This window comes from Candidatus Arsenophonus phytopathogenicus (assembly GCF_056113345.1).
Genome location: NZ_JBUIOB010000019.1, coordinates 112913 through 137021, shown reverse-complemented (window position 1 = coordinate 137021; position 24109 = coordinate 112913). Strand labels below are relative to the sequence as shown.

The following is a 24109-nucleotide window of genomic DNA, read 5'->3' as shown; positions in this document are numbered from 1 at the left end:
GCGGCATATTTTTTCTTATATTTAAATGATAATCTATAAACTAATTAATTAGTTTCAATAATGGTTAATGCTTTATAACATGAAAAACTATTCATATTAGTGATTATTTGATTGTATTCATCCGTCAACGGAGAGTACACTCTAATAATCATTTTTATTATTTAACCTACTTCTTAAGGGGAAAAGTAGTGAGAGTAGCTATTATAATTAGCACTCATGGTGTTGCTGCAAAACAGTTGCTCATGACCGCTGAAATGTTGATTGGCGAACAACAAAATATCGCTTATATCGATTTTGTTCCAGGTGAAAACGCTGATACATTAATTGAAAAATATAATCAAAAGCTTAATGAGCTCGATGTTTCTCAAGGTGTGTTATTTTTAGTAGATATGTGGGGAGGCAGTCCATTTAACGCCGCTAGTCGAATTATCGAAAGTAAAGATAAAGACAAATATGATATAGTTACCGGAGTTAACGTCCCCATGTTAGTTGCTACGTTACTATCCCGTGATGATGATCCTACTTTTAGTGAATTAGTCAACACTGCTATTGAAACCGGTCGCAGCGAAATTAAAGCGCTCAACAATCAGCAGACTAGCGATAAATCGCAAAATTCACCGACGCCAACTCCCCCTCCAAAGGTAACCAATTCAGCTACGCAAGGCCATATGTTTATTGCCCTTGCACGAATTGATGATCGTTTAATTCATGGTCAAGTGGCTACTCGCTGGACCAAAGAGACAAAAGTTAAACGTATTATCGTAGTCAGTAATGAAGTTGCTAAAGATCATGTTCGTTCCACCTTATTAAAACAAGTTGCGCCACCGGGTGTCACTGCGCATGTGGTCGACGTAGAAAAATGTATTCGTGTCTACAATAATCCTAAGTATGCCGGTGAACGCGTTATGCTGTTATTTACCAATCCAACAGACGTTTTACGCCTTGTAGACGGCGGTGTCGAAATAAAGTCTGTTAATATTGGTGGCATGGCATACCGTGAAGGTAAAACACAGGTTAACAATGCAATCTCAATCGATAATGAGGATATTGAGGCTTTCAATCAATTATCCAAACAAGGGATTAAACTTGAAGCGCGTAAAGTTTCTAGTGACAACAAACTGGATATGTTAGCTCTTATCAAAAAAGCAAAAAACTGAGTTTCCTTTTTTGGTTATCCATTCACGGCTTAAAAATAGATTCACCAACGTTGTTGGTTACAGGAGATAAACAAATGGAGCTTACCGTTGTTCAAATCATACTCGTTTTCCTTGTTGCCTGTATTGCAGGTATGGGTTCTGTACTAGATGAATTCCAATTTCATCGTCCTTTAATTGCTTGTACACTAATTGGCCTCGTACTTGGTGATCTAAAAACAGGGATAATTATCGGCGGCACGCTGGAAATGATTGCGCTCGGATGGATGAATATCGGTGCGGCCATAGCTCCCGATGCCGCCCTAGCCTCAATTATTTCTACCATTCTGGTTATTGCCGGCGGACAGGATATTGGTACCGGTATTGCACTAGCAATTCCTTTAGCGGCTGCAGGACAAGTATTGACCGTAATTGTTCGGACAATCACTGTTGCATTCCAACATGCATCTGATCGCGCTGCATTATCTGCTAATTTACGTGCATTAACCATAATTCATATCTTAGCTCTGTTATTGCAGGCTATGCGTATTGCTATTCCTTCTTTAATTGTTGCTATCTCTGTAGGTACTTCAGAAGTCCAACACCTACTGGATTCAATTCCTGAGGTTGTCACTAAAGGGTTGAATATTGCTGGCGGTATGATCGTTGTTGTCGGTTACGCTATGGTAATCAATATGATGCGTGCAGGTTATCTAATGCCATTCTTCTACTTGGGCTTTGTAACTGCTGCATTTACCAATTTCAACCTAGTTGCACTAGGCGTGATTGGTATTGTGATGGCTATTCTCTATATTCAACTCAGTCCAAAATACAACCAATCACAAATTGCTGCTTCGCAAAATAACGGCAATAGTGATTTAGATAATGAATTAAATTAATTAAGGAACGAAATAATGGCAGATACAACTTCAGTAAACCAAATAAATCTAAAAAAGCTTACTGCTGGTGATATTCGCGGAGTTTTTTTACGTTCCAATCTTTTTCAAGGATCGTGGAACTTTGAACGTATGCAATCCCTGGGCTTTTGTTTTTCAATGATCCCAGTGATCCGCCGTTTATACCCTGAAAACAGTGAAGAACGTAAACAAGCCATTAAGCGCCATCTTGAGTTTTTTAATACTCATCCTTATGTAGCAGCGCCTGTTTTAGGTGTCACCATAGCTATGGAAGAGCAAAGAGCTAATGGCGCGGATATCGATGATGGGGCAATTAATGGTATCAAAGTAGGTTTAATGGGCCCTCTGGCGGGCGTTGGTGACCCTATTTTTTGGGGCACAGTACGTCCATTATTTGCGGCTCTAGGCGCCGGAATTGCAATGTCAGGTAGTCTACTAGGACCGCTACTATTTTTTATTTTGTTTAATTTAGTTCGCTTATTAACCCGTTATTACGGTGTCACCTATGGCTATAAAAAAGGGCTCGATATTGTTCATGACATGGGGGGTGGCTTTTTACAAAAAATGACCGAAGGTGCTTCTATCCTAGGGCTATTTGTCATGGGCGCATTAGTCAATAAGTGGACAAATGTTAATATCCCTTTAGTCGTATCAGAAATAAAAAATCCCAATACTGGTGAGGTGACAATTACCACCGTACAAACTATCCTCAATCAATTAATGCCTGGTTTAGTGCCATTATTACTAACCTTTGGTTGTATGTGGTTGTTGAGATGCAAGGTTAATCCACTATGGATTATCATTGGTTTCTTTATTCTAGGCATTGTTGGCTATTGGGCCAGATTTTTAGGCTAACAGACTCAATCTCTTCATTGTCTATTGCGGGAGGTTGCAACCTCCCGTTTTTAATTTTATCTTTACAGCAGATTAATAATCGATAGGAGTCTTTGCTTATGAATATGAATAATATTGTATTGACTGTCTTGATCCTACTAATGCTAACTTATGCTATCTATGAAGAATTGATTGTTAACTTATTAAATGGAAAAACAAAATTAAAAATAAAGTTAAGGCGTAAAAATAGAATCGATGCCATTATTTTTATTATACTGATCGCGATTGTTATTTATCGTAATATTATTCAACATAGTAGTCAGCTAACAACCTATTTATTAATGATTACCGTTATTATCGCTGTTTACTTAACATTCATTCGTTATCCTAAGCTTTATTTTAAAGATAAAGGTTTTTACTACAATAATGTCTATATATTGTACGAAAATATTAAAACAATTAATTTATCGAAAGATGGAATATTAATAGTCGGTTTGGCAAAAAGAAAAATTTATATTGCTGTTAAGCAGTTTGATGATTTAGATACAATTTACAATTTTATGATCAATAATAAATATAAATAATATTGTTAATTATTCTTATATATTTAATCAACTAGAATTATTATTTTTATTAAAAATTAAATGATATTAATTTTATAAATTAACAAAAATTTAAATAATTCCTCTTATTATTTTTATGATATCTTTTGTGATAAGTCATTGGGGAGTAGCCTGTTCTAAATAAAATTGTCTATTAGCGATTAATTTAGAAATTTCATGTCAACATACTCATTATGATCCATAACGTGGCATGAATACCTGACAAGGTTGGCGAGACCATAGACATATTTTTACTCTAGGTTGGAAGTAAAAATATGTCTATGGATAACTTTCCAACTGAGACGGTATAATGAACTTATACGCAACCCTAGCTTTATCTCTTGCATTATCGATGGATGCTTTTGCTGCATCTGTTTGCAAAGGTGCTAGCTTGTTTAATCCCTCTATACGTGAAGCAATAAGAACTGGTTTTATTTTTGGTATTATTGAGGCCATCACTCCCATCATTGGCTGGAGTTTTGGGACTATTGGCCAGCCAATATATTATTAAGTGGAATCATTGGATAGCGTTTAGTCTATTATTCATGTTGGGTATCCAAATGATATATCAAAGCTACCATCATGCAAAAAACAATAGCAAACCTCAACCTATTCACTGTCACAATTCTTTTACCCTTATTACTACTGCCTTAGCAACCAGTCTGGATGCAATGGCTATTGGTGTCAGTCTGGCCTTTTTGCAAATTAATATCATCCATACAGCGATGACAATCGGACTAATGACCATGATTATGGCAACACTTGGAATATTATTAAGTCGTTATATTGGTCAATTATTAGAAAAAAAGCCGAAATGATTGGCGGTGTTACACTAATCATTATCGGATTTAGTATCGTTTATCAACACATTTAATGTATTAAATAATTAATACACATCTATGTTTTTAATGCTTTTTTAGGTTAAAAATGATAGCAAACAAACACTAAACAATAAGAGTTTTAACCATTACTAACAAAAATTATTAATTAAAAATCTTTAATGTGTAATATTTACTAACAAAATAGCTAACCATTATAATTGATTACATTATTTTAAAATATATAATATTATAGAATGATGATAATAATTTTTATTAATTACAAATGGCATTTTTTGCCTATCTATAAATATCAAAAATCATAAAATAGAACTTATAAATACATCAATAATTCTTTACAGTTAGGTTATTTACCCACTGATTGTGGAAGGTGAACATGTCGGAAAATGTAATCAATGATATTGTTAATTGGCTAGAAAGCCAATTACAACGAAATGAAGGCATTAAGATTGATACCATTGCTAATAAAAGTGGTTATTCTAAATGGCATTTACAACGGATCTTTAAACAATTAAAAGGTTACACTTTAGGTGAATATGTTCGTAAACGTCGATTACTGGAAGCAGCCAGGTTATTACGAAAAGACAAATTTTCTATTTTGGTATAGCCCTACAATACGGTTTTAGTTCGCAAGCAACTTTTACCCGCATTTTAAAAAAACATTTTAATACTACACCGGCTAAATTTCGCCAAAATGGGCAGTTACCCGACTTTAATCAATTTATGGACTAATCTAGAATTATTAATTTTTAGACTTTGTTATTATATGCCAGTCTAAATGCTGGCTTTACGGCTGTTTGCAATAAAATTATGCTTGAATATATCTCTTTCCAGCAATGGATGCTAATAATTAAAAATCATTAATTTAATTCATGCTATTTCATTGACTAACCAATTTTCGAATTGTATAAGCTGCTGATGAAAATTTGGATATTGAAACTGAATATCAGCGATTAATTGCTTAATTGTCGCTGGTTGGTATTTTTTGCCGATCAACTTTTGACTAAAAAGCTCTAATGGCGATGGATATTAAACTATCCGTATAAATTTTACTAGTTGAAATTTTTCCTTTATCAATATCAAAATGAAGTTCAACACCACCCCAGGCAAATCGGGTTTCAAGTATATGACTAAAAGCTGGCACGTGACCAAAATTCCACTCCCAACTAGATTGTTCAGCATAAATGTCAATAAAACCGGGTAAATCAGGCAAATTAGTTGGTGAAATTATTTCTTCCTTCACTACCTCATCATAATAGTTAAAAAAATTGTTTGCTAAGGCGTTACAAATTGCCTGATGACTAATTTGAACATCAATTTCAGCTAAATTCATTACCCTAGAACGTACGGAGGTAATACCTTTACTAATTAATTTCTTCGGATCCGGATTTAAATAACTGGCTAAACGGTTTAAATCTGTATTAATAAGTAAAGTGCCATGATGAAAACCGCGATCGTGTGTTTCAAAATAAGCTGATCCGGAAATTTTACGCTCACCATGGGCGGAATGGACAACTAGATCATTTCGACCTGAAACTTAAGCCTTTATCCCAACCTCAGCTAGTCCTGCAATAATAATTTGTGTTGAAATAGTTTTATCATAGGCTGGTTTACCCGCCATACAGGTAAAACAGGTGTTTCCCAAATCATGAAAAACCGCACCACCACTGCAGCGGCGAGCTAATTTGATTCCATCTTGGGCCATTTTACGTGTATTACACTCTTTCCATGGATTTTGTGCCCGACCAATAACGACAGTATTATTATTGCGCCAAAGAAACATAATCCGCTGCTTGACTGACATTTGGCGAAAAATAGCCCCTTCAACAGCTAAATTAAACCAGGGATCAAATGATTCAGAAATAAGAAGACGTATTGAAGCCATAAGAATTTTGCCAGCCTATATTCATTTTGTTATAGCAAAAAAACAAAAAGTTATTATAATTAAAAATGACACTTAAATACGGCGAGCCTGCCAGAAAACCTTGCGCCAGTATATATTGTTTAACGAAGAGCGAATAACACCTTTGCTAGTTGAGGCATGAATAAAAGTATTATCCATATCATAAATACCAACATGTAGACCATTTTCACCTGAGCCGGTTTTAAAAAAAACCAAATCGCCCGGCATAAGATCCTTAATATTAATACGGGTGCCATAAGTGGTTTGAGCTATTGTCGTGCGCGGTAATTGAATGGCAAAACGATCACTAAAAGTTCGATAAACAAAGCCTGAACAATCAATTCCACTTGATGCTAAACCACCATAACGATATGGCGTACCATACCATTGTGATAGTTGCTCTTTAAGTTGAGCGATGGTCATAATAGGATCAGAAAGTTGGCTTTTTAACGGCGGATCTGTTCTGCTTACTGAAGAAGAACAGCCAATTAAAGTAAGGTAAAATAAAAAAAGCAGGTGTTTAATTCTTATTAGCATAAAGCACCTTTATCGCTTAATAGGATAATTAAATAGACTTTAATCAGTGTTTAATAAAAAAACAAGTTTTTATTAATCGGTAATCGCTATTTTTGAGCAATACACTCGCTATAAAAATAAGTATTCTGCTCAGTTTTTTAGCTTTATTTTCGCGTTACTTTAGGCCGAGAAATAATCCAAATACCAAGCAAAATAAATACTACACCGACAAATTTAATCAATGTCGCCGATTCATTAAACCAAGGCAAAGTAACTGCGAATAAATAAACTAGTATATAGCTTAAACTAATCAGTGGGTAAGCTTTACTTAATGCTAAAAATCTCAAGGCAAATAGCCAGCAAACCATCGAAAGCACATAGCCAATTAAACCGATAAAAATCAGCCCAAACGCCGGCAGGTTTTCAAGTAACCAATTAACATCCATCCACTGATGATTTAATTTAAACTCAGGTAATATAGTTACTCCAGCTTTTAAACAAAGCTGAGCTAAAGTGATCAATATTACACTACCGATACCCCAAAAGTAGCCTTTCATATATTTAATAAAACTATACCCAACATGATAATAAATACGCCAATCCAATGTTTGATACTGATCTTCTCTTGATAAATAAATTGTCCAATCAGTGTAACGATAACAAAGTTAATACTTAACATAGGATAAGCAATACTAAGTGGTAAAATTTGTAGTAATTTAAGCCAAAATAGCATGCCTAACGCAAGCAAAATAATCGCTATTAGCAGCCATTTAATGGCTAAACTATTTTTTGCCGGCAAACCACTTTGCCAATATATCACCGCTTGCTTTTGGCAAACCTGTCCAATGCAAGTTAACAGGCTAACAATTATCAATAAGAAAAAATGTGTCATGGTTGCTGATAATAGGTCATTATTGCCATTCTTGTATTGCGAACTACATGATTAGGCTTAGGAATATCATCAGGCAGCCCTTCATTTCTACGTAATAAAAGAACCACTGAAATTTGTCCTTCTTTCCGTGACAAGCTAAGCCATTTAGCAAAATTTCCTTGTTTGATTAAGCGAAATTGGCTATCGGGATAATTTAAGCCGTATCTTAATTCACCTGATCTTTCATATAAATAAATATCACCTTGATGTAATTCCCATGCCAAAGCTGCGCCTAATCCAACATTATCTGCTAGCACAAACTTACTTTCTTCCAACAAAGATATATTTTGCCGAATTAATTGCTGCGGTAACTTAGAATCAATAGTATCTTGCGGTAATGCATAACTTATTGATAAACTCAAGGCTAAAGAACATGCCGCGCCCCACAGCCAATACCTGGCATTGGATATCAGACTAAAATAGCCAATAATCAGCCAAATGCAAAAAACCGTTATACCTAATGCCAGTTTTGGCCACTCCAACGGGGTATATAAAGGATGCTCAACAAATAACCCCATAATAATCAAAGTAATAATTGCCAATATGGCAAAAGCGATATTGGTAAAACCGTTAAATTTAATGGCTGTCAAATTGCGATTTTTAACACAATCAACCACATATTTTGCCATCATTAATGCAAGCGGTGCCATCACCGGCAACATATAAGTAAGTAATTTACCCTTAGCGATACTAAAAAATACAAAAGGGACAATAAACCAACAAAGCAGAAAAAACATCTCCGGTTTGATTTTTCGTTCCCGCCAACTTTTTAATAATGTACCAGGTAAAAGCCCTAACCAAGGTATTACACCAAGTAAAATAATGGGAATATAAAACCAAATAGGCGCTTTATGTTGGGCATCCTCTGATGAGAAGCGCTGAATATGTTCTACCCAGAAAAAGTAATGCCAATAATCCGGTTCATATTGATTGACAGCTAATGCCCAAGGAAGGCTTATTAATGCCGCACTGATTATGGCTATCCCACCAAATTTGAGCATCTCAGTAAAACGTTTTTGATACAGCATAATTGGCAGCATGACAATAACCGGGATAGCTAAGGCTAAAAAACCCTTGGTCATAAATGCCATACCACAGGTAAGTCCCATAACCGCCCAGGCAAGTAACTTTGCAGCAACCGTTGATGCTTTTAATAACCAAAAACAACATAGCATACAAGCAGTAAGCCACATGGTAAGCATCGGATCGAGTACGCTATAGGTGCTAACCGCAAAAACCAAAAACATCGAAACATACATCAAAGTAGCAACAAACGCGACATTTCGATTACGCCACATTACCATCGCTAACCAATAAATTAAGCCAGCGCTGATCATAGTTGCAAACACAGCACCAAAACGAACAGCAAAATTGGTATCACCAAATATCATTTGACTGATATTATTTATCCAATATCCGGCCACTGGCTTTTCAAAATAGCGAATATTAAGCAAGTAAGGCACAATCCAATCACCTTTTTGCAACATTTCTCGGCTAATTTCTGCGTAACGCGTTTCATCTGGCTGCCACAGCAGTCGGCCATTCAACGGTACTAAATAGGTAAAAATAAAAAAAAGTGCTAATAAAAAAGCACCTGTTTTTTGTAACTGTTTAGTTAACATCAAGCGCTATACCTCGTGTTGACACCCTAGCCAACCCTCACGACCTGGAAAAGATGAACGAATAATTTTTCCGTGTGGTAAAGAATCAATATCATTAGGTATTAATTCACGCAACGGACAAAATACCATTTGTTCTGCAATCATTCTCGCTAGTAAGCTGTCAAATTGCATCGATTTAGACATACCTTCTAATTTCAGTATGAATAGTATAAACAGGCGTTCCTGCATCTTCCTGCATCGCATTAATAATAAAATCATTAAAGTTTTCATCTTTAACCAAAGTGCCAACAACTTCATCATAAGTCGGTAGTGTTACTGGAATTTGTACAGTACCAATCGAACCATCCGTTAAAATAGGACGAAAAGGGTGGGTACCACGGCAATCACTATTATAGTCAAATTTAAAATTTTCTTTCGCCGTTAATACGTGTTCATCGGCCCGCCAACCAGCGACAGCTGAACATTTCACGGTAGCGCCCGTTGCGTCTTCAAGCGCATCCACGCCTAATTTAATTTGTTCGACTAATTTGGTTCTTGGCCATTTACCTACATTAGCTTGCCAGCCTTGATGATCCCATGCATGTAGCCCAACTTCATGACCTGCATCCAATGTTTGTTTCATTAAGTAACCTAGATCATTGGCTATTTTTTTACCTGACCAGGCTATACCGGCTAATAAAATATCCCAACCATAGAGTGATGTCGCATTCGATCTTAACATTTTCCATAAAAATTTAGGTTCGAAACAGGCGCCATAAATGACGCCCCATGTTATCTGGACCGACACTGAAAAAAAAACTGGCTCGAATTTGATATTTAGCGAGCACTTTAAGCAACTGTGGCACACCGTCTTTGGTACCTTGATAGGTATCCACATCAATTCTTAAGCCAATTTTCTTCATTATTTTTTACCTAATTCTTCCGTCGCAGCTTGCAAAAAGAAATCTAAAGTTTCATCAATAGTCTGTTTCATATCAACAGTTGGCTCCCAATCGAGCAATCGCCGCGCATTTTCAATACTCGGTCTACGGTGCTCAACATCTTGATATCCTTTACCATAATAACTACTATTTTCAATCTTTTTAAGACCAGCAAATGGAGGAAAGTGTTTACGTAACGGATGTTTTTCAAAACTGTCAAGTAGCATATCAGCTAATTGAGCAATGCTTGCTTCATTGGTTGGATTACCAATATTAATAATTTGACCATCGCATTTTTCATCTTTATTTTCAATAATACGAAATAATGCTTCAATACCATCTTTAATATCGGTGAAACAACGCTTTTGAGCGCCACCATCCACTAATTTTATCGGTGAACCTTCGACCAGATTTAAAATTAGTTGGGTAATCGCTCGTGAGCTACCAATACGGGCAGAATGTAAACTATCGAGACGTGGCCCCATCCAATTAAACGGTCTAAATAAAGTGAATTTTAACCCTTCTTTAACACCGTATGCCCAAATAACGCGATCTAATAGCTGTTTAGAAACAGAATAAATCCAACGCTGTTTGTTAATTGGCCCGACAATTAAACGAGAAGTATCTTCATCAAATTCTTTATCATCACACATCCCATAAACTTCAGAAGTTGATGGGAAAATAATACGTTTATTATATTTTACACAATAACGCACTATCTTTAAGTTTTCTTCAAAATCTAACTCGAAAACTTTTAATGGATTGCGGGTATATTCAATCGGTGTTGCAATAGCAACCAGTGGTAAAATGATATCACATTTTTTAATATGATATTCAATCCACTCAGTATGAATACTGATATCGCCTTCAACAAAATGAAAACGCTGATCATCACCAAAATGGGGATCATTAATAAAACGTGCAACAGCAGAAGAACTAATATCCAAACCATAGATATCATAGTGACCATCTTCTAATAAACGTTCGGTTAAGTGATTACCAATAAAACCATTTACACCCAAGATCAAAACACGCTTACGCCGTTTTACCTGTGTCGTCGGTCTAGCACCAACACCCAGGCCATTGACAATTCCCATTTCCGCCGCTAAACGCGATCCTTCAACGTATAATCCAGCTCCACTCTGCCCGGTCAGAATTTCAAGCACACCTTGACCACAAGCTATTTGCAATGGTTCGGTAGAAATGATTGTACCCGGTAATTTATCGTGTGATTTTTCTAGTACACGGGCACGCCAGACAATCATTTTACTCTCAGCCAAATAAGTAAATGCACCTGGATATGGCTCGGTTACCGCTCGTACTAAGTTATTCACTTCGGTAGCAGATTTCGACCAATCAATTAAACCATCTTCAGCGCTACGACGGCCAAAATAGGTTGCCTTACTTTCATCTTGTGGTGTTGCTGAATAATCACCCATTTTAATTAAGGGTAATGTATCAGCCAAAAGCTGTTCAGCCGCCTGACGAATTTTCTCATGTAACACTAATGCGGTATCTGTTGCATCAATAGAAATTTTTTTCTGTGCAACAATATCACCCGCATCCGGCTTGGCTATCATCTTATGTAATGTGACACCCGTTTCTGTTTCACCATGCAAAATAGCCCAATTAATCGGCACACGACCACGATATTTAGGCAATAAAGAACCATGCAGGTTAAAAGCACCTCTAGGGGCTAACGCCAATAACTCTTGACTAAGCATGTGGCGATAGTAAAAAGAGAAAATAACATTCGGTTGCATTTTCTCAATACGCTCAATCCAAAGTGAATGATTGACATTTTCTGGCGCAAATACAGATAAGCCCATCTCAGCCCCCAAGCGCGCAACTGAGGAAAAGAAATGATTCTCTTTAGGGTCATCTGTATGTGTAAAAACAGCCTGAATTTCAAAGCCCGCCTTCTGTAGAGCCTTTAATCCCAAACAACCAATATCATGGTAAGCAAAAACAATAGCTTTCATTACTTTTTTTCCTGATTTTCGTCAGTATCTAGATGAACACCAACTATCTTTTGAATAAAATAACGGGGTCGGGCACGAACATCATTATACATTCTGCCAATATATTCACCGAGTAGTCCCATGGCAATAAATTGCGCGCCAATAAATATGAATAGAATAGCAAACAGCGTAAAAACACCCTCTGCAGCCCACATTGCACCAAAAATAAGACGCAAAATAATTAACAGAACCGCCAGTAAAAATCCACTTGCCGCAATAAAACTACCAACTACACTCAACAAACGTAACGGAGTAGTAGTTAAACAAGTGAGTAAATCAAACATTAAATTTACTAGCTTCATCAAGCTATATTTTGAATCACCAAACTCACGTTCTGCATGGGCAACATCAATTTCGATCGTTCTTTTAGCAAACGTATTTGCTAAAATGGGAATAAATGTACTGCGTTCATGACACTGTAGCATCGCATTAATAATATTACGCCGATAAGCACGCAACATGCAGCCATAATCGCCCATGGTGCGCCCAGTTGCTTTGGTGATCATGGCATTAATGATTTTTGACGCTGTTTTACGAAACCAAGAATCTTGCCGATTCATCCGTCTGGTCCCGACTACGTCATAGCCTTCTTCCGCTACCTGTACCAGATGTGGAATTTCTTCAGGCGGGTTTTGTAAATCAGCATCTAAGGTGATCACAAGATCACCGATTGCCTGTTTAAAACCAGCCATAATGGCAGAATGTTGACCATAGTTACGATTTAAAATCACTACGATAACGTGATTTGCCGGATTTTCAGCAGCATCCATCAGCAATCTAACTGAATTATCAGCACTACCATCATCAACTAAAATTAATTCATATGGCTGTTTCAATCTCTGACAAGCAGCCAATGTTCTTTCCAATAACTGGGGTAAGCTTTGCTCTTCGTTATAAATAGGGATAACGATAGAAACTTTTTTTATTTCTTCAAAATCATTTTGAAAAGACACTATCTCGGCTCCGAAAAATTTCATTAATAGCAGCAACAACGCGATCAACATCTTGAGCACGCATGTCAGGGAATAGTGGCAATGAGCATAAAGTCTTCGAGTTCCATTCAGAATTAGGTAGAGAAAGCGATGGATAATGTTCTCTATAATATTTTTGCGTATGAGCCGCTCGGAAATGTAGGCCAGTACCAATATTCTTCTCTTTTAAGCGTTCCATAAAACTATCACGGTCAATACAACAGACAGCTTTATCGACTCGAATCATAAACAGATGATTGGCATGTAAATGAGGATAATCGGGTACATCCAACATTTTTAACGGCAGATTGGCAAGCGCTTGTCGATAATAAGCAACAAGCTTTGCACGACGTTTATTTATCTGTGTTAACTTTGTTAATTGAACAACAGCAATTGCCGCATGAATATCAGATAGATTATATTTAAACCCGGGTTCAACAACCTCAGCCTGTGGTTTACGGCCCTGTATTTGCCGATCGAAGGCATCCACACCTAAACCATGAAATTTTAAACATCGCAGACGTGTGGCCAAAGCATCATCATCGGTAGCGACTAAACCACCTTCGGCACAAGTGATATTTTTAATCGCATGAAATGAAAAAATGGCGGTGCCCTGTTGACCAATCCATTCACTTTCATACTGAGTACCTACGGCATGAGCCGCATCCTCGATCAATGCGATATTGTTTCTTTGTGCAATCTCACGTAACGCATCAAGATCGCATGGCGCCCCGGCGTAATGTACCGGAATAATCGCTTTTGTCTTAGGGGTAATTGCCTTCTCAACGACATCAGGCTGAACCATTAAAGTGTCACGATCTACATCAATCATGACTGGATGTGCCCCTAACAAGGTGATCATATTAATGGTTGAAACCCATGTTAATGAGGGGGTAATAACTTCATCTCCAGGACCAATTCCTAAGGCCATAAGCGTTATATGCATACCCGCTGTTGCCGAACAAAAAGCAATCGCATGCCGACAACCAAATTTATGGCGAAAGTCTTCTTCGAGTTGATGATTTTGCGGCCCGGTGGTGATCCAACCAGAACGTAATACATTTTCTACCGCCCGGATCTCTTCGTCACCTATTGCTGGGCGAGAAAAAGGAAGAAAATCATTCATGAGATTAACCTACTAGCAATTCATCTAATATTTTTTTTAGAGTCAGTTGTCTATAATATCATAAAATAGCTTAACTACACATCAACATGACAATAACTTTCCAATCTAACTAATCAGAACGGATTAATTTGTTAAATATACTTGGCTAAAGAGAATTTCATATTAGTTAAGTAAATTAAAAAAACAAAATAAAACCCCTAATAATTCTTATCAATAAGAAAGTGAATGAATAAATAATAATAAGTAAATTTAAAGTCAATGTTAGTGCAATTTTGTTAATAAGTGTTTTTGATTAACAGAGCAAAATAACGAATTTTTGTTTAGGATTATATTGATATAATTGAATAATAAAAAAGCCGCTAAAGCGGCTTTTTAGAATAATAATTCATTATTTATGAGGCTTTATCTTTTCAACCCGGCCTTTCAACTTTTGCCCTGGTCGAAAAGTCACCACTCGACGAGCAGTGATGGGAATATCTTCTCCAGTCTTTGGATTTCGACCTGGTCGCTGATTTTTATCACGCAGATCAAAATTACCAAACCCTGACAGTTTCACCTGCTCCCCATTTTCTAATGAACGACGAACTTCTTCAAAGAAAAGTTCAACCAGGTCTTTAGCATCACATTTGCTTATACCCAGTTTTTCGAATAGATTATTTGACATTTCAGCTTTTGTAAGCGCCATAGGTTTAGTCCCTCAAGGATGCTTGGAATCGCCGTTTTAACGCAGCAACACATTTATCAACAGTTGCGGCAATCTCTTCTTCTTCCAGAGTACGATTTGTATCCTGCAAGATTAAGCTAATAGCAAGGCTCTTATAACCTTCCGCTACACCTTTACCACAGTACACGTCAAACAAGTTTATGCCAACTATATGATTTATGCCAATTTTCTTGCATTCAGCTAATACGTCCGCTGTTGCTACCTCTTCTGGTACTACAACAGCAATATCCCGTCGGTTGGCAGGGAAACGTGAAATCATATTTGCCTTAGGAATAACACGCTCTGCAACAGTATCCCACAGCAATTCAAAAACAAGTGTCCGACCATTCAAATCTAGCTTATTTTCCAGTTCAGGGTGAATAACGCCTATATATCCAATATAATCATTATTCAGATAAATCCCAGCGCTTTGTCCGGAATGAAGTGCAGGATCAGAATGAGCCTTATAAATAATATTGTCTAATTTTCCGGTTAATGCCAGTATTGCTTCGACGTCACCTTTGATATCAAAAAAATCCACAGCGCGTTTTTCTTGTGACCAGTGCTCTTCATAACGATTGCCAGTAATCATACCCGCTAACATCAATTCTTGCCGAATACCATGCTCTGCTGTTACATCCGGCACAAATCGTAATCCAGTTTCAAACAGTCGAATGCGATTTTGCTGACGATTTTGATTGTAAATTACTGTCGTTAATAAGCCGGGCAATAAAGAAAGCCGCATTACCGACATATCTGCTGAAATAGGATCCGGTAAAATCATTGCATCAGAATCTGGAAGCAGTAGTTGCTGAATTTTAGGATCAACAAAACTGTAGGTAATCGCTTCATTGTAATCACGATCAATTAATAACGTTTTCACTCGTTTTAATGGCAGCGCTGACTCACAACGGGGGGTCATAACTAAATCTGCATGTAACGGTACACCAGGTATACTATTGTAGCCATAAACACGGGCTATTTCTTCAATCAGATCTTCTTCAATTTGTATATCAAAACGCCAAGAAGGAGCAACCACCTGCCAATTATCTTGCTCACCATTCACTTGGCATCCTAAACGCTGAAGGATCTGGGTAACGTTAATATCTGGAATACAATGACCAATCAAGCGATCCAGTTTTTGCCGAGTCAGGGTTATTGTTGCCACTTTCGGTAAGTTTGTTTGATGGCTAACATCAATAATATTTCCAACCTCGCCACCACAAATTTCAACGATTAATCTAGTCGCACGTTCCATCGCTTTATATTGCAGCTGTGGATCAACGCCCCTCTCAAAACGGTGTGAAGCCTCAGTATGGAGACCATAATTACGTGCCCGGCCAGCAATCGCCAGTGGATCGAAAAAAGCACTCTCTAACAGGATATTAGTGGTTTTTTCATTAACGCTGGAGTGCTTGCCACCAAAAATACCGGCAATCCCTAAGGCATTCTTCTCATCGGCAATGACTAAAGTATCTGGCTTCAAAGTTACCTTGCTGTCATCGAGCAAAACTAATGTTTCATCCTGTTTTGCCATTCGAACAATGATCATGCCATTTAAGCGATCAAGATCATAAGCATGCAAGGGTTGACCTAATTCTAACAACACAAAATTAGTAATATCAACCACCGGATCAATACTACGGATCCCCCCTAGACGTAATTTTTCTCTCATCCAGCTAGGGGTTTGCGCTGTAACATCGATGCCTTTTATTACTCGTCCTAAAAAGCGTGGGCATGCCATAGGCACTTCCACCTGAATAGGAAAAACACTAGCATCAGTGGCTTTAACTGGTTCAATTTCTATCGTATTTAACTCTAGGTTATTGATAGCTGCAATATCGCGAGCGATACCTAAAATACTTAAACAATCAGCTCGATTCGGTGTCAAACTTACATCAAAAATATGGTCATCTAGTTGCAAGTAGTTACGAATATCGGTACCAATAGGCGCGTCCTTGGGTAGCTCAATAATACCAGTATGGTCATCCGAAATGCCAAGTTCAGAATAAGAACAAAGCATACCTTCAGAAAGCTCACCGCGGAGCTTTGTCGCTTTTATTTTAAAATTATCGGGTAAAACCGAGCCAATTATTGCCACAGCGACTTTTAACCCTTGACGACAATTTGGTGCTCCACAGACAATATTCAGTAACTGTTCAGTGCCAATATTGACCTTTGTTAACCGTAACTTATCTGCATTAGGATGTTGAACACATTCAACAACCTCACCGACTACCACATCCTGGAATTGACCCGCAACAGATTTAACATCAGCAATCTCCAAACCCGCCATCGTCATCTGTTCTGATAAGGCTTCACTGCTTATTGCTGGATTTATCCATTCTCGTAACCAAAATTCACTCAATTTCATGTGATAATCCTGCCTTATCTAAATTGTTTAAGAAAACGAAGATCATTTTCAAAAAAAGCACGTAAATCCGTCACACCATAGCGTAACATCGTTAAACGCTCCATTCCCATTCCAAAGGCAAAACCAGAATATAAGTCAGGATCAATGCCAACATTACGTAATACATTGGGATGTACCATGCCACAACCTAAAACTTCTAACCATTTACCATTTTTATCCATCACATCAACTTCAGCTGAAGGTTCAGTGAATGGAAAATATGATGGCCGAAAACGAACGCCGGTTTTTTCTTCAAAAAAATGATTTAAAAAGTCATGCAATGTACCTTTTAAATTGGTAAAACTAATATTTTTATCAACAATCAAGCCTTCTGTCTGATGGAACATTGGCGTATGGGTTTGATCATAATCATTTCGGTACACTCGACCAGGGGCAATAATACGAATTGGGGGTTGTTTACCCTTCATGGTACGAATTTGCACACCAGAAGTTTGTGTGCGTAATAGACGCGTAGTATCAAACCAAAAAGTATCATGTGAAGCACGAGCAGGATGATGAGCTGGAATATTTAAAGCATCAAAATTGTGATAGTCATCCTCTATTTCAGGGCCGGAAACAACAGAAAAACCAAGTTCAGCAAAAAATTCTTCAATACGATCAATGGTACGGGTTACTGGATGAAGACTACCATGTTCGATCTGGCGACCTGGCAATGAAATATCTATTTTTTCTGCCGCTAATCGAGCATTCAATATCGTATTTTCTAACTGCTCTTTACGTATATTCAATGAATTCTGAACTTGTTGTTTCGCCTGATTAATAACTGCTCCTGCTGCAGGACGCTCTTCTGCAGGTAGATCACGTAACGTTGACATCTGTAGTGTTAAATGGCCTTTTTTACCTAAAAACTCAACACGCACTGAATCCAACGCAACAACATCCTGAGCTTTTTCTATGGCTGCTTTTGCCTGCGCAACCAACTCGATGAGATGTGGCATTGTTCCCTCTTCTTACGACCCTTTGGCCTAATCATTGTTGAAAATAAAATTTTTTAGCAATTACTAGCAAAAAAGCCTCCATTTGGAGGCTTATCGCGGTTTTTCGTTTCTTTTCTTAAATGCGCGAAAGCCCCAAATTTTAGGTGCTAAAATAAAAAAAGAAACGAAAAAAAACAATTTTCATCTTTAAGTGGCTATTCATAAAATAACTCTTACTTATAATACAACCGGCCATCGATAATAAAAAAGAGGGAGCTAAGTCCCCCCTTAATTTAACTGATTTAAGCTAACTCGTTTTTTGCCTTCTCGACTAATGCTGCAAATGCAACTTTATCAAAAACAGCAATATCAGATAAGATTTTACGGTCAATTTCAATTGAGGCTTTCTTCAAACCATTAATAAAACGACTATAAGACAAACCATTCTGACGAGCAGCAGCATTAATACGTGCGATCCACAATTGGCGGAACTGACGCTTACGCTGACGACGGTCACGATAAGCATACTGACCGGCTTTAATTACCGCCTGGAAAGCAACACGATAAACACGCGAACGAGCACCATAGTAACCTTTCGCTTGCTTTAATATTTTTTTGTGACGTGCACGGGCTATTACACCACGTTTTACGCGAGCCATACATACCTCCTATCACTTCGAATTAAATTCGATAATCTTAAACTAAAAAATTCAAACTTATGCATATGGCAAACAAGCCACTACCAAACCCAGGTCACCTTTAGAAACCATGGTTTTTGGTCGTAAATGACGCTTACGCTTAGTTGACTTTTTAGTCAGAATATGACGAAGGTTAGCGTGCTTACGTTTAAAACTACCACTGGCAGTTTTTTTAAAACGCTTTGCCGCACCACGTACTGTTTTGATCTTTGGCATTTTAAATATCCACTTCGCATTGTTAATTGTAACTAGCTAGGCGAATAGTTTTCCATCTAGATAGAACGCTATTACTTGGTTGCCTAACTATTTCTTTTTTGGTGCAAGTACCATGATCATCTGACGGCCTTCGATCTTGCTTGGAAAAGATTCGACGACTGACATCTCATCCAAATCGTTTTTGATACGATTAAGCATATCAATACCGATTTGTTGGTGCGCCATTTCACGACCACGAAACCGTAGCGTGATTTTGGCTTTATCACCATCATCCAGAAAGCGAATCAGGTTGCGTAGTTTGACCTGATAATCACCTTCATCTGTACCAGGTCGGAATTTAATTTCCTTTACCTGAATAACTCTTTGTTTCTTTTTTTGCTCTTTGAGCAATTTACTCTTCTGATAGAGGAACTTGCCGTAATCCATGATACGGCAAACCGGCGGCTCGGCATTTGGACTGATTTCGACTAAATCAACACCAGCTTCCTCGGCTTTTTCAAGAGCTTCTTTTAGACTGATAATACCAATCTGCTCGCCATCTAAACCAGTTAAGCGAACTTCAGAAGCACGAATCTCCGTATTAATACGATTCGGGCGCGCCGTTTGAATTCTTTTTCCGCCTTTAATACCTTATTCCTCCAGTTGATAAATATGACGAGTGCGAATTTCATCAAGCACTCTTTCTGCAAATTCTGTGACGTCAAATGTTCCTAAATCTTTACCATTACGGGTTCGAACAGATGCCTGATCCGATTCAACTTCTTTATCACCACAAACAAGCATATAAGGAACACGACGCAAAGTATGCTCACGAATTTTAAAGCCTATTTTCTCGTTTCTCAAGTCCGCTTTTGCACGAATACCAAAATTACTCAACTTTTCTACTATTTTTTGTACGAAATCAGCCTGTGCATCCGTGATATTTATTATAACAATTTGTAATGGCGCTAACCAGGTCGGGAAGAAACCGGCATAATGCTCAGTTACAATCCCAATAAAACGTTCAAGTGATCCTAAAACAGCACGATGGATCATTACCGGTACCTGACGTTCATTATTTTCACCCACATAGGAAGCACCTAAACGACCCGGTAATGAGAAATCGAAGCTGTACAGTACCACATTGCCAAGCCCGATCCAAACAATCATACAGGGTAAATTCAATTTTAGGCCCATAAAATGCACCTTCACCGGGTTGATAATCAAATACAATATCCCCTAGTGCCTTGGCAAGATCGGCTTCTGCGCGATCCCATTGAGAATCAGTGCCTATTCGTTTTTCTGGCCGGGTTGACAATTTGACGGTAATTTTTTCAAAACCAAAGGTTGCATACACATCATAAATCATTTTAATGCAACTTTTTACTTCAGTTAAAATCTGATCTTCAGTACAAAAAATATGCGCATCATCTTGAGTAAAATCACGCACTCGCATCAAACCATGTAAAGCGCCAGATGGCTCATTACGGTGACAACTACCAAACTCTGCCATACGTAATGGTAAATCACGATAAGATTTCAAGCCTTGATTAAATATTTGTACATGCCCAGGGCAATTCATCGGTTTTATACAATATTCTCGGTTTTCCGATGATGTGGTAAACATGTTTTCTTTATAGTTTTCCCAGTGACCTGTTTTTTCCCAAAGAATGCGATCCATCATTAATGGACCTTTTACTTCTTGGTATTGATATTCAGTCAATTTAGTACGGATAAAGGTTTCCAATTCACGAAATATTACCCAACCATCATTATGCCAAAACGCCATACCTGGAGCTTCTTCCTGCATATGATAAAGATCAAGTTGTTTACCTATCTTACGATGATCTCGTTTAGCCGCTTCTTCTAAACGTAATAAATAAGCAGCTAATTGTTTTTTATCAGCCCAGGCTGTTCCATAGATCCTTTGTAGCATCTTATTATCGCTATTACCGTGCCAATATGCACCAGCCACTTTTTGTAATTTGAAGTAATGACAAAAACGCATATTAGGGACATGCGGCCCACGACACATATCAATATATTCTTCATGATAATAAAGTCCAGGGTGATCATTTTTATTAATATTTTCATCCAAAATTTTAACTTTATAATCCTCACCTCGAGTAACAAACGTATCCCTAGCTTCCTGCCAACTAACCCGCTTTTTGATAACATCATAGTTCGTTTCAGCGAGTTCGTGCATGCGCTGCTCAAGTTTTCCTAAATCTTCCTGGGTTAAAGAGTGTTCCAGATCAACGTCATAATAAAAACCATTTTCAATGATAGGACCAATTGCCATTTTAGTCGTTGGCCATAATTGTTTAATCGCATGACCAAGTAAATGTGCGCATGAGTGACGAATAATCCCTAAACCATCAAGATCTTTACTAGTAATAATGGCCAATTGAGCATCATTATTAATTATATCACTCGCCTCAACAAGTTCACCATTAACACGACCCGCTATACAGGCTTTAGCAAGAACTGAGCCAATATCCTTTGCAATATCCATTACTGAAACAGCATGCTCATATTGACGTTGACTTCCGTCAGGAAGAGTAATAACAGGCATTTAAAATCCTTAATTTACAGTGGTGACCCATACGCAAGATCACATGTATAGAAATATATTTTTATTAAAAGTGAGTTAAAGCAATTTCTTACTTCACCTTGTAAGTGATGTACATGATAAAATACCTAAAATAGAGTAAAAGGAATACGTACTTGCATTAACTTAGCGGCGCATATTACCATCATGCAGTTCTAATTAATAGATTAAATCTGGGATAATAAGAATAAAACGCTAAAAAACTAGTGACAAAATAATTGTCAGCTAGTTAAATTTTGATTAATTAACTTAATTTAAATTTATTTTTTATTATACAATGAAATAGCAATAAAAAACTAGTTTAGTCTATCGCTAAAATTTTATTCAGTTCGGTTCGCTATAATTTTTAGTAAAAAATATAGTACGATAAAAGTCATTATCAATTTTCTTATTATAAATCAATAATTAATCCATCATAGCTATTGAGTTGTAAGCGTTTTTAATTTTCCAAAGATAGCGTGGTGCCTGCGCATTAGGGTGTTTTGTTTGAATATGTTGATAAAACTCTTCTGCTGTTAGTTCATTAATTTTATCGATTGCAACATGACGATTTTTATCAAAAATTCGTAATAATGCCCCGGCACCATTAACATAAGCAACCACAGTGGCATAATAAAGTACTTTTGGATCACGAATGCCAACTAAATGATTTTCTTGAATAAAACGAATATAGGCGGTTCCCACATCAATATTGATCGCCGGATCTTTAAGTTGGCTCGTGGTAGGTTGCCCCGCTTTGCCTTGTAACCGATACGCATCACGACCAGCAGTAGAAGCCTTAACTTGCATTAGACCTATTGCATTGGATTTACTCACAGCATTAACCCGAAAATTAGATTCCACTTTAATAATTGCTCTAATTAAATTTTCATCAATCGCATAGCGTTGCGCCGCTTGTTTAATTACACCATCGTAGGGGGTTTTTGACGGTACACTTTCGGTTTGCTCTTCCATGAAATAGCGTAGATAATCGTTATGATAGACTGTTTTGGGGTTATTAGATAGTTTGCTTGAACAGCCGATTAATAAAATAATAAATACGACTCCACAACTTTTAAATTTCACCTTACACCAATCCTCTAGTGGTATGATCTATCTATTTAACATAGCCTAATAAGATAAAAATAAAAAATTACCCTCTTTAGCGCTGAGTTGTGAAGAGGTTCTCATATCTGCTACTTACATTACAATTACAATTACAATTACAATTACAATAATTGATCATATTGACATCTTTCATATATAGTCGACAATCATTCTCATTAAAGTGCAATTTACTACTTTTTTACCGGGAAACCACTTATGTATAAAAGATCCAACCTTTCATCTAAGCACACTTTTACTGGTTCAATAATAATTTCTGTTATTCTTCTTTTTAATTCAATCGCTTACGCAAAAAAATTTACCGTTGTAACAACTTTTACTATTATTCAGGATATTGCGCAAAATGTGGCAGGTAATGCAGCCAATGTCCAATCAATTACCAAACCGGGGGCTGAAATTCATGAATATGAACCAACTCCCAAAGACATATTAAAAGCGCATAATGCTGATTTAATTTTATGGAATGGATTAGGACTTGAAATCTGGTTTAGTCGTTTTTTTGAAAACTTCAAACATACTCCTGCCGTTACAGTTACTAAAGGAATAAAACCGATGCCTATTCGAGAAGGGGAATATCAAGGAAATCCTAATCCTCATGCCTGGATGTCTGCCCAAAATGCATTGATCTACATTGAAAATATTCGGGCAGCACTAGTAAAATATGATCCTAAAAATGCAGATATTTATAACCAAAATGCGAAAATATATGCGGGTAAAATTAGCAAAATTGATGCACCACTACGGAAAAGACTGGCACAAATCCCACAGCAAAAGCGTTGGCTAGCAACCAGTGAAGGTGCTTTTAGTTATTTGGCTAGCGATTATGGTTTTAAAGAAGCTTATTTGTGGCCAATTAATGCAGAAGAACAAGGTTCACCGCAACAAGTTCGTAAAGTTATCGATACTGTGAAAAAACATAATATTCCAGTTGTGTTTAGCGAAAGTACCGTTTCTGATAAACCAGCGAAACAAGTCAGCCGAGAAACCGGGGCTCAATATGGTGGTGTACTCTATGTTGACTCTTTATCTACCCCCGATGGCCCAGTTCCAACATATATAGAATTATTAAAAACTACCGTTGATACTATTGCAAAAGGTTTTGGTCAATAATA

General features: G+C 37.2%; 20 protein-coding genes, 5 pseudogenes and 1 other annotated feature. Of the genes and pseudogenes, 7 read left to right on the top strand and 18 right to left on the bottom strand.

Annotation, left to right across the window (positions count from 1 at the left end; translation table 11 throughout):
• Nucleotides 1-188 precede the first annotated feature (188 nt).
• From manX to AC01GB_RS15210, 6 genes and pseudogenes are all read left to right on the top strand, one after another.
• Nucleotides 189-1157 (top strand): PTS mannose transporter subunit IIAB, encoded by a 969-nt coding sequence (gene manX, locus AC01GB_RS15235; protein WP_474452569.1) that lies wholly within the window; start codon nt 189-191, stop codon nt 1155-1157.
• A gap of 74 nt (nt 1158-1231) precedes the next feature.
• Complete coding sequence (locus tag AC01GB_RS15230; RefSeq protein ID WP_474452566.1) at nt 1232-2032, top strand: PTS mannose/fructose/sorbose transporter subunit IIC; 801 nt, start codon at nt 1232-1234, stop codon at nt 2030-2032.
• A 15-nt stretch (nt 2033-2047) separates the two neighbouring features.
• Nucleotides 2048-2905, top strand: coding sequence for a PTS mannose transporter subunit IID (locus tag AC01GB_RS15225; protein WP_474452564.1), 858 nt, complete (start codon nt 2048-2050; stop codon nt 2903-2905).
• A gap of 98 nt (nt 2906-3003) precedes the next feature.
• On the top strand, nt 3004-3468 hold the full coding sequence (locus tag AC01GB_RS15220) for a DUF986 family protein (RefSeq protein WP_474452563.1): 465 nt from the start codon (nt 3004-3006) through the stop codon (nt 3466-3468).
• Between the two features lie 328 nt (nt 3469-3796).
• Nucleotides 3797-4304: pseudogene (locus AC01GB_RS15215) on the top strand (manganese efflux pump MntP).
• Between the two features lie 397 nt (nt 4305-4701).
• Nucleotides 4702-5057 (top strand): annotated as a pseudogene (locus AC01GB_RS15210) (helix-turn-helix domain-containing protein).
• Between the two features lie 138 nt (nt 5058-5195).
• Here the strand turns inward: AC01GB_RS15210 and lplA are convergent.
• The 18 genes and pseudogenes from lplA to AC01GB_RS15120 form a co-directional block, all read right to left on the bottom strand.
• Nucleotides 5196-6210: pseudogene (lplA, locus tag AC01GB_RS15205) on the bottom strand (lipoate--protein ligase).
• Nucleotides 6211-6282: 72 nt separating this feature from the next.
• A complete protein-coding gene (locus AC01GB_RS15200) occupies nt 6283-6765 on the bottom strand; it encodes a C40 family peptidase (protein ID WP_474452562.1) in 483 nt (160 codons plus the stop codon).
• A 143-nt stretch (nt 6766-6908) separates the two neighbouring features.
• On the bottom strand, nt 6909-7301 hold the full coding sequence (gene arnF / locus AC01GB_RS15195; RefSeq protein ID WP_474452561.1) for a 4-amino-4-deoxy-L-arabinose-phosphoundecaprenol flippase subunit ArnF: 393 nt from the start codon (nt 7299-7301) through the stop codon (nt 6909-6911).
• Complete coding sequence (gene arnE, locus AC01GB_RS15190; RefSeq protein ID WP_310509140.1) at nt 7298-7636, bottom strand: 4-amino-4-deoxy-L-arabinose-phosphoundecaprenol flippase subunit ArnE; 339 nt, start codon at nt 7634-7636, stop codon at nt 7298-7300. Before arnE ends, arnF begins: the two co-directional genes overlap by 4 nt.
• Nucleotides 7633-9297, bottom strand: coding sequence for a lipid IV(A) 4-amino-4-deoxy-L-arabinosyltransferase (gene arnT / locus AC01GB_RS15185; RefSeq protein WP_474452560.1), 1665 nt, complete (start codon nt 9295-9297; stop codon nt 7633-7635). The genes arnE and arnT overlap by 4 nt, the downstream gene beginning before the upstream one ends.
• Before the next feature lie 6 nt (nt 9298-9303).
• Nucleotides 9304-10199: pseudogene (gene arnD, locus AC01GB_RS15180) on the bottom strand (4-deoxy-4-formamido-L-arabinose-phosphoundecaprenol deformylase).
• Nucleotides 10199-12199: a bifunctional UDP-4-amino-4-deoxy-L-arabinose formyltransferase/UDP-glucuronic acid oxidase ArnA gene (gene arnA / locus AC01GB_RS15175; protein ID WP_474452559.1), complete on the bottom strand. Its 2001-nt coding sequence runs from the start codon at nt 12197-12199 to the stop codon at nt 10199-10201. The pseudogene arnD and the gene arnA overlap by 1 nt, the downstream one beginning before the upstream one ends.
• Nucleotides 12199-13191: an undecaprenyl-phosphate 4-deoxy-4-formamido-L-arabinose transferase gene (gene arnC / locus AC01GB_RS15170; RefSeq protein ID WP_474452558.1), complete on the bottom strand. Its 993-nt coding sequence runs from the start codon at nt 13189-13191 to the stop codon at nt 12199-12201. The genes arnA and arnC overlap by 1 nt, the downstream gene beginning before the upstream one ends.
• Nucleotides 13175-14335 (bottom strand): UDP-4-amino-4-deoxy-L-arabinose aminotransferase, encoded by a 1161-nt coding sequence (gene arnB, locus AC01GB_RS15165; RefSeq protein ID WP_474452557.1) that lies wholly within the window; start codon nt 14333-14335, stop codon nt 13175-13177. Before arnB ends, arnC begins: the two co-directional genes overlap by 17 nt.
• A gap of 388 nt (nt 14336-14723) precedes the next feature.
• Nucleotides 14724-15020, bottom strand: a complete 297-nt coding sequence (gene ihfA, locus AC01GB_RS15160) for an integration host factor subunit alpha (RefSeq protein WP_474452556.1) — start codon at nt 15018-15020, stop codon at nt 14724-14726.
• Between the two features lie 4 nt (nt 15021-15024).
• Entirely contained in the window at nt 15025-17412 is a 2388-nt protein-coding gene (pheT, locus tag AC01GB_RS15155; RefSeq protein ID WP_474452555.1) for a phenylalanine--tRNA ligase subunit beta, read from the bottom strand.
• A gap of 14 nt (nt 17413-17426) precedes the next feature.
• Nucleotides 17427-18410: a phenylalanine--tRNA ligase subunit alpha gene (pheS, locus tag AC01GB_RS15150; RefSeq protein ID WP_474452553.1), complete on the bottom strand. Its 984-nt coding sequence runs from the start codon at nt 18408-18410 to the stop codon at nt 17427-17429.
• 65 nt (nt 18411-18475) lie between these two features.
• Nucleotides 18476-18598, bottom strand: a sequence feature (Phe leader region).
• Nucleotides 18550-18594 (bottom strand): pheST operon leader peptide PheM, encoded by a 45-nt coding sequence (gene pheM, locus AC01GB_RS15145; RefSeq protein WP_225507512.1) that lies wholly within the window; start codon nt 18592-18594, stop codon nt 18550-18552. Its footprint overlaps the feature before it by 45 nt.
• Before the next feature lie 93 nt (nt 18599-18691).
• Nucleotides 18692-19048, bottom strand: coding sequence for a 50S ribosomal protein L20 (rplT, locus tag AC01GB_RS15140; protein WP_474452552.1), 357 nt, complete (start codon nt 19046-19048; stop codon nt 18692-18694).
• Nucleotides 19049-19105: 57 nt separating this feature from the next.
• Nucleotides 19106-19303, bottom strand: a complete 198-nt coding sequence (rpmI, locus tag AC01GB_RS15135) for a 50S ribosomal protein L35 (protein WP_474452550.1) — start codon at nt 19301-19303, stop codon at nt 19106-19108.
• Nucleotides 19304-19390: 87 nt separating this feature from the next.
• Nucleotides 19391-19930: a translation initiation factor IF-3 gene (gene infC, locus AC01GB_RS15130; RefSeq protein ID WP_474452911.1), complete on the bottom strand. Its 540-nt coding sequence runs from the start codon at nt 19928-19930 to the stop codon at nt 19391-19393.
• 3 nt (nt 19931-19933) lie between these two features.
• Nucleotides 19934-21857: pseudogene (gene thrS / locus AC01GB_RS15125) on the bottom strand (threonine--tRNA ligase).
• Between the two features lie 441 nt (nt 21858-22298).
• Entirely contained in the window at nt 22299-22958 is a 660-nt protein-coding gene (locus tag AC01GB_RS15120; protein ID WP_474452549.1) for a transglycosylase SLT domain-containing protein, read from the bottom strand.
• A gap of 237 nt (nt 22959-23195) precedes the next feature.
• On the opposite strand from AC01GB_RS15120, the gene AC01GB_RS15115 reads away from it, so the two are divergent.
• On the top strand, nt 23196-24107 hold the full coding sequence (locus AC01GB_RS15115; protein WP_474452548.1) for a metal ABC transporter substrate-binding protein: 912 nt from the start codon (nt 23196-23198) through the stop codon (nt 24105-24107).
• Nucleotides 24108-24109: the final 2 nt, after the last annotated feature.

Coding starts and splice junctions, on each gene's coding strand:
- AC01GB_RS15230 (WP_474452566.1), top strand. CDS start 1,232: ATGGAGCTTACCGTTGTTCAAATCATACTCGTTTTCCTTGTTGCCTGT.
- AC01GB_RS15225 (WP_474452564.1), top strand. CDS start 2,048: ATGGCAGATACAACTTCAGTAAACCAAATAAATCTAAAAAAGCTTACT.
- AC01GB_RS15220 (WP_474452563.1), top strand. CDS start 3,004: ATGAATATGAATAATATTGTATTGACTGTCTTGATCCTACTAATGCTA.
- AC01GB_RS15200 (WP_474452562.1), bottom strand. CDS start 6,765: ATGCTAATAAGAATTAAACACCTGCTTTTTTTATTTTACCTTACTTTA.
- arnF (WP_474452561.1), bottom strand. CDS start 7,301: ATGAAAGGCTACTTTTGGGGTATCGGTAGTGTAATATTGATCACTTTA.
- arnE (WP_310509140.1), bottom strand. CDS start 7,636: ATGACACATTTTTTCTTATTGATAATTGTTAGCCTGTTAACTTGCATT.
- arnT (WP_474452560.1), bottom strand. CDS start 9,297: ATGTTAACTAAACAGTTACAAAAAACAGGTGCTTTTTTATTAGCACTT.
- arnA (WP_474452559.1), bottom strand. CDS start 12,199: ATGAAAGCTATTGTTTTTGCTTACCATGATATTGGTTGTTTGGGATTA.
- arnB (WP_474452557.1), bottom strand. CDS start 14,335: ATGAATGATTTTCTTCCTTTTTCTCGCCCAGCAATAGGTGACGAAGAG.
- ihfA (WP_474452556.1), bottom strand. CDS start 15,020: ATGGCGCTTACAAAAGCTGAAATGTCAAATAATCTATTCGAAAAACTG.
- pheT (WP_474452555.1), bottom strand. CDS start 17,412: ATGAAATTGAGTGAATTTTGGTTACGAGAATGGATAAATCCAGCAATA.
- pheS (WP_474452553.1), bottom strand. CDS start 18,410: ATGCCACATCTCATCGAGTTGGTTGCGCAGGCAAAAGCAGCCATAGAA.
- rplT (WP_474452552.1), bottom strand. CDS start 19,048: ATGGCTCGCGTAAAACGTGGTGTAATAGCCCGTGCACGTCACAAAAAA.
- rpmI (WP_474452550.1), bottom strand. CDS start 19,303: ATGCCAAAGATCAAAACAGTACGTGGTGCGGCAAAGCGTTTTAAAAAA.
- AC01GB_RS15115 (WP_474452548.1), top strand. CDS start 23,196: ATGTATAAAAGATCCAACCTTTCATCTAAGCACACTTTTACTGGTTCA.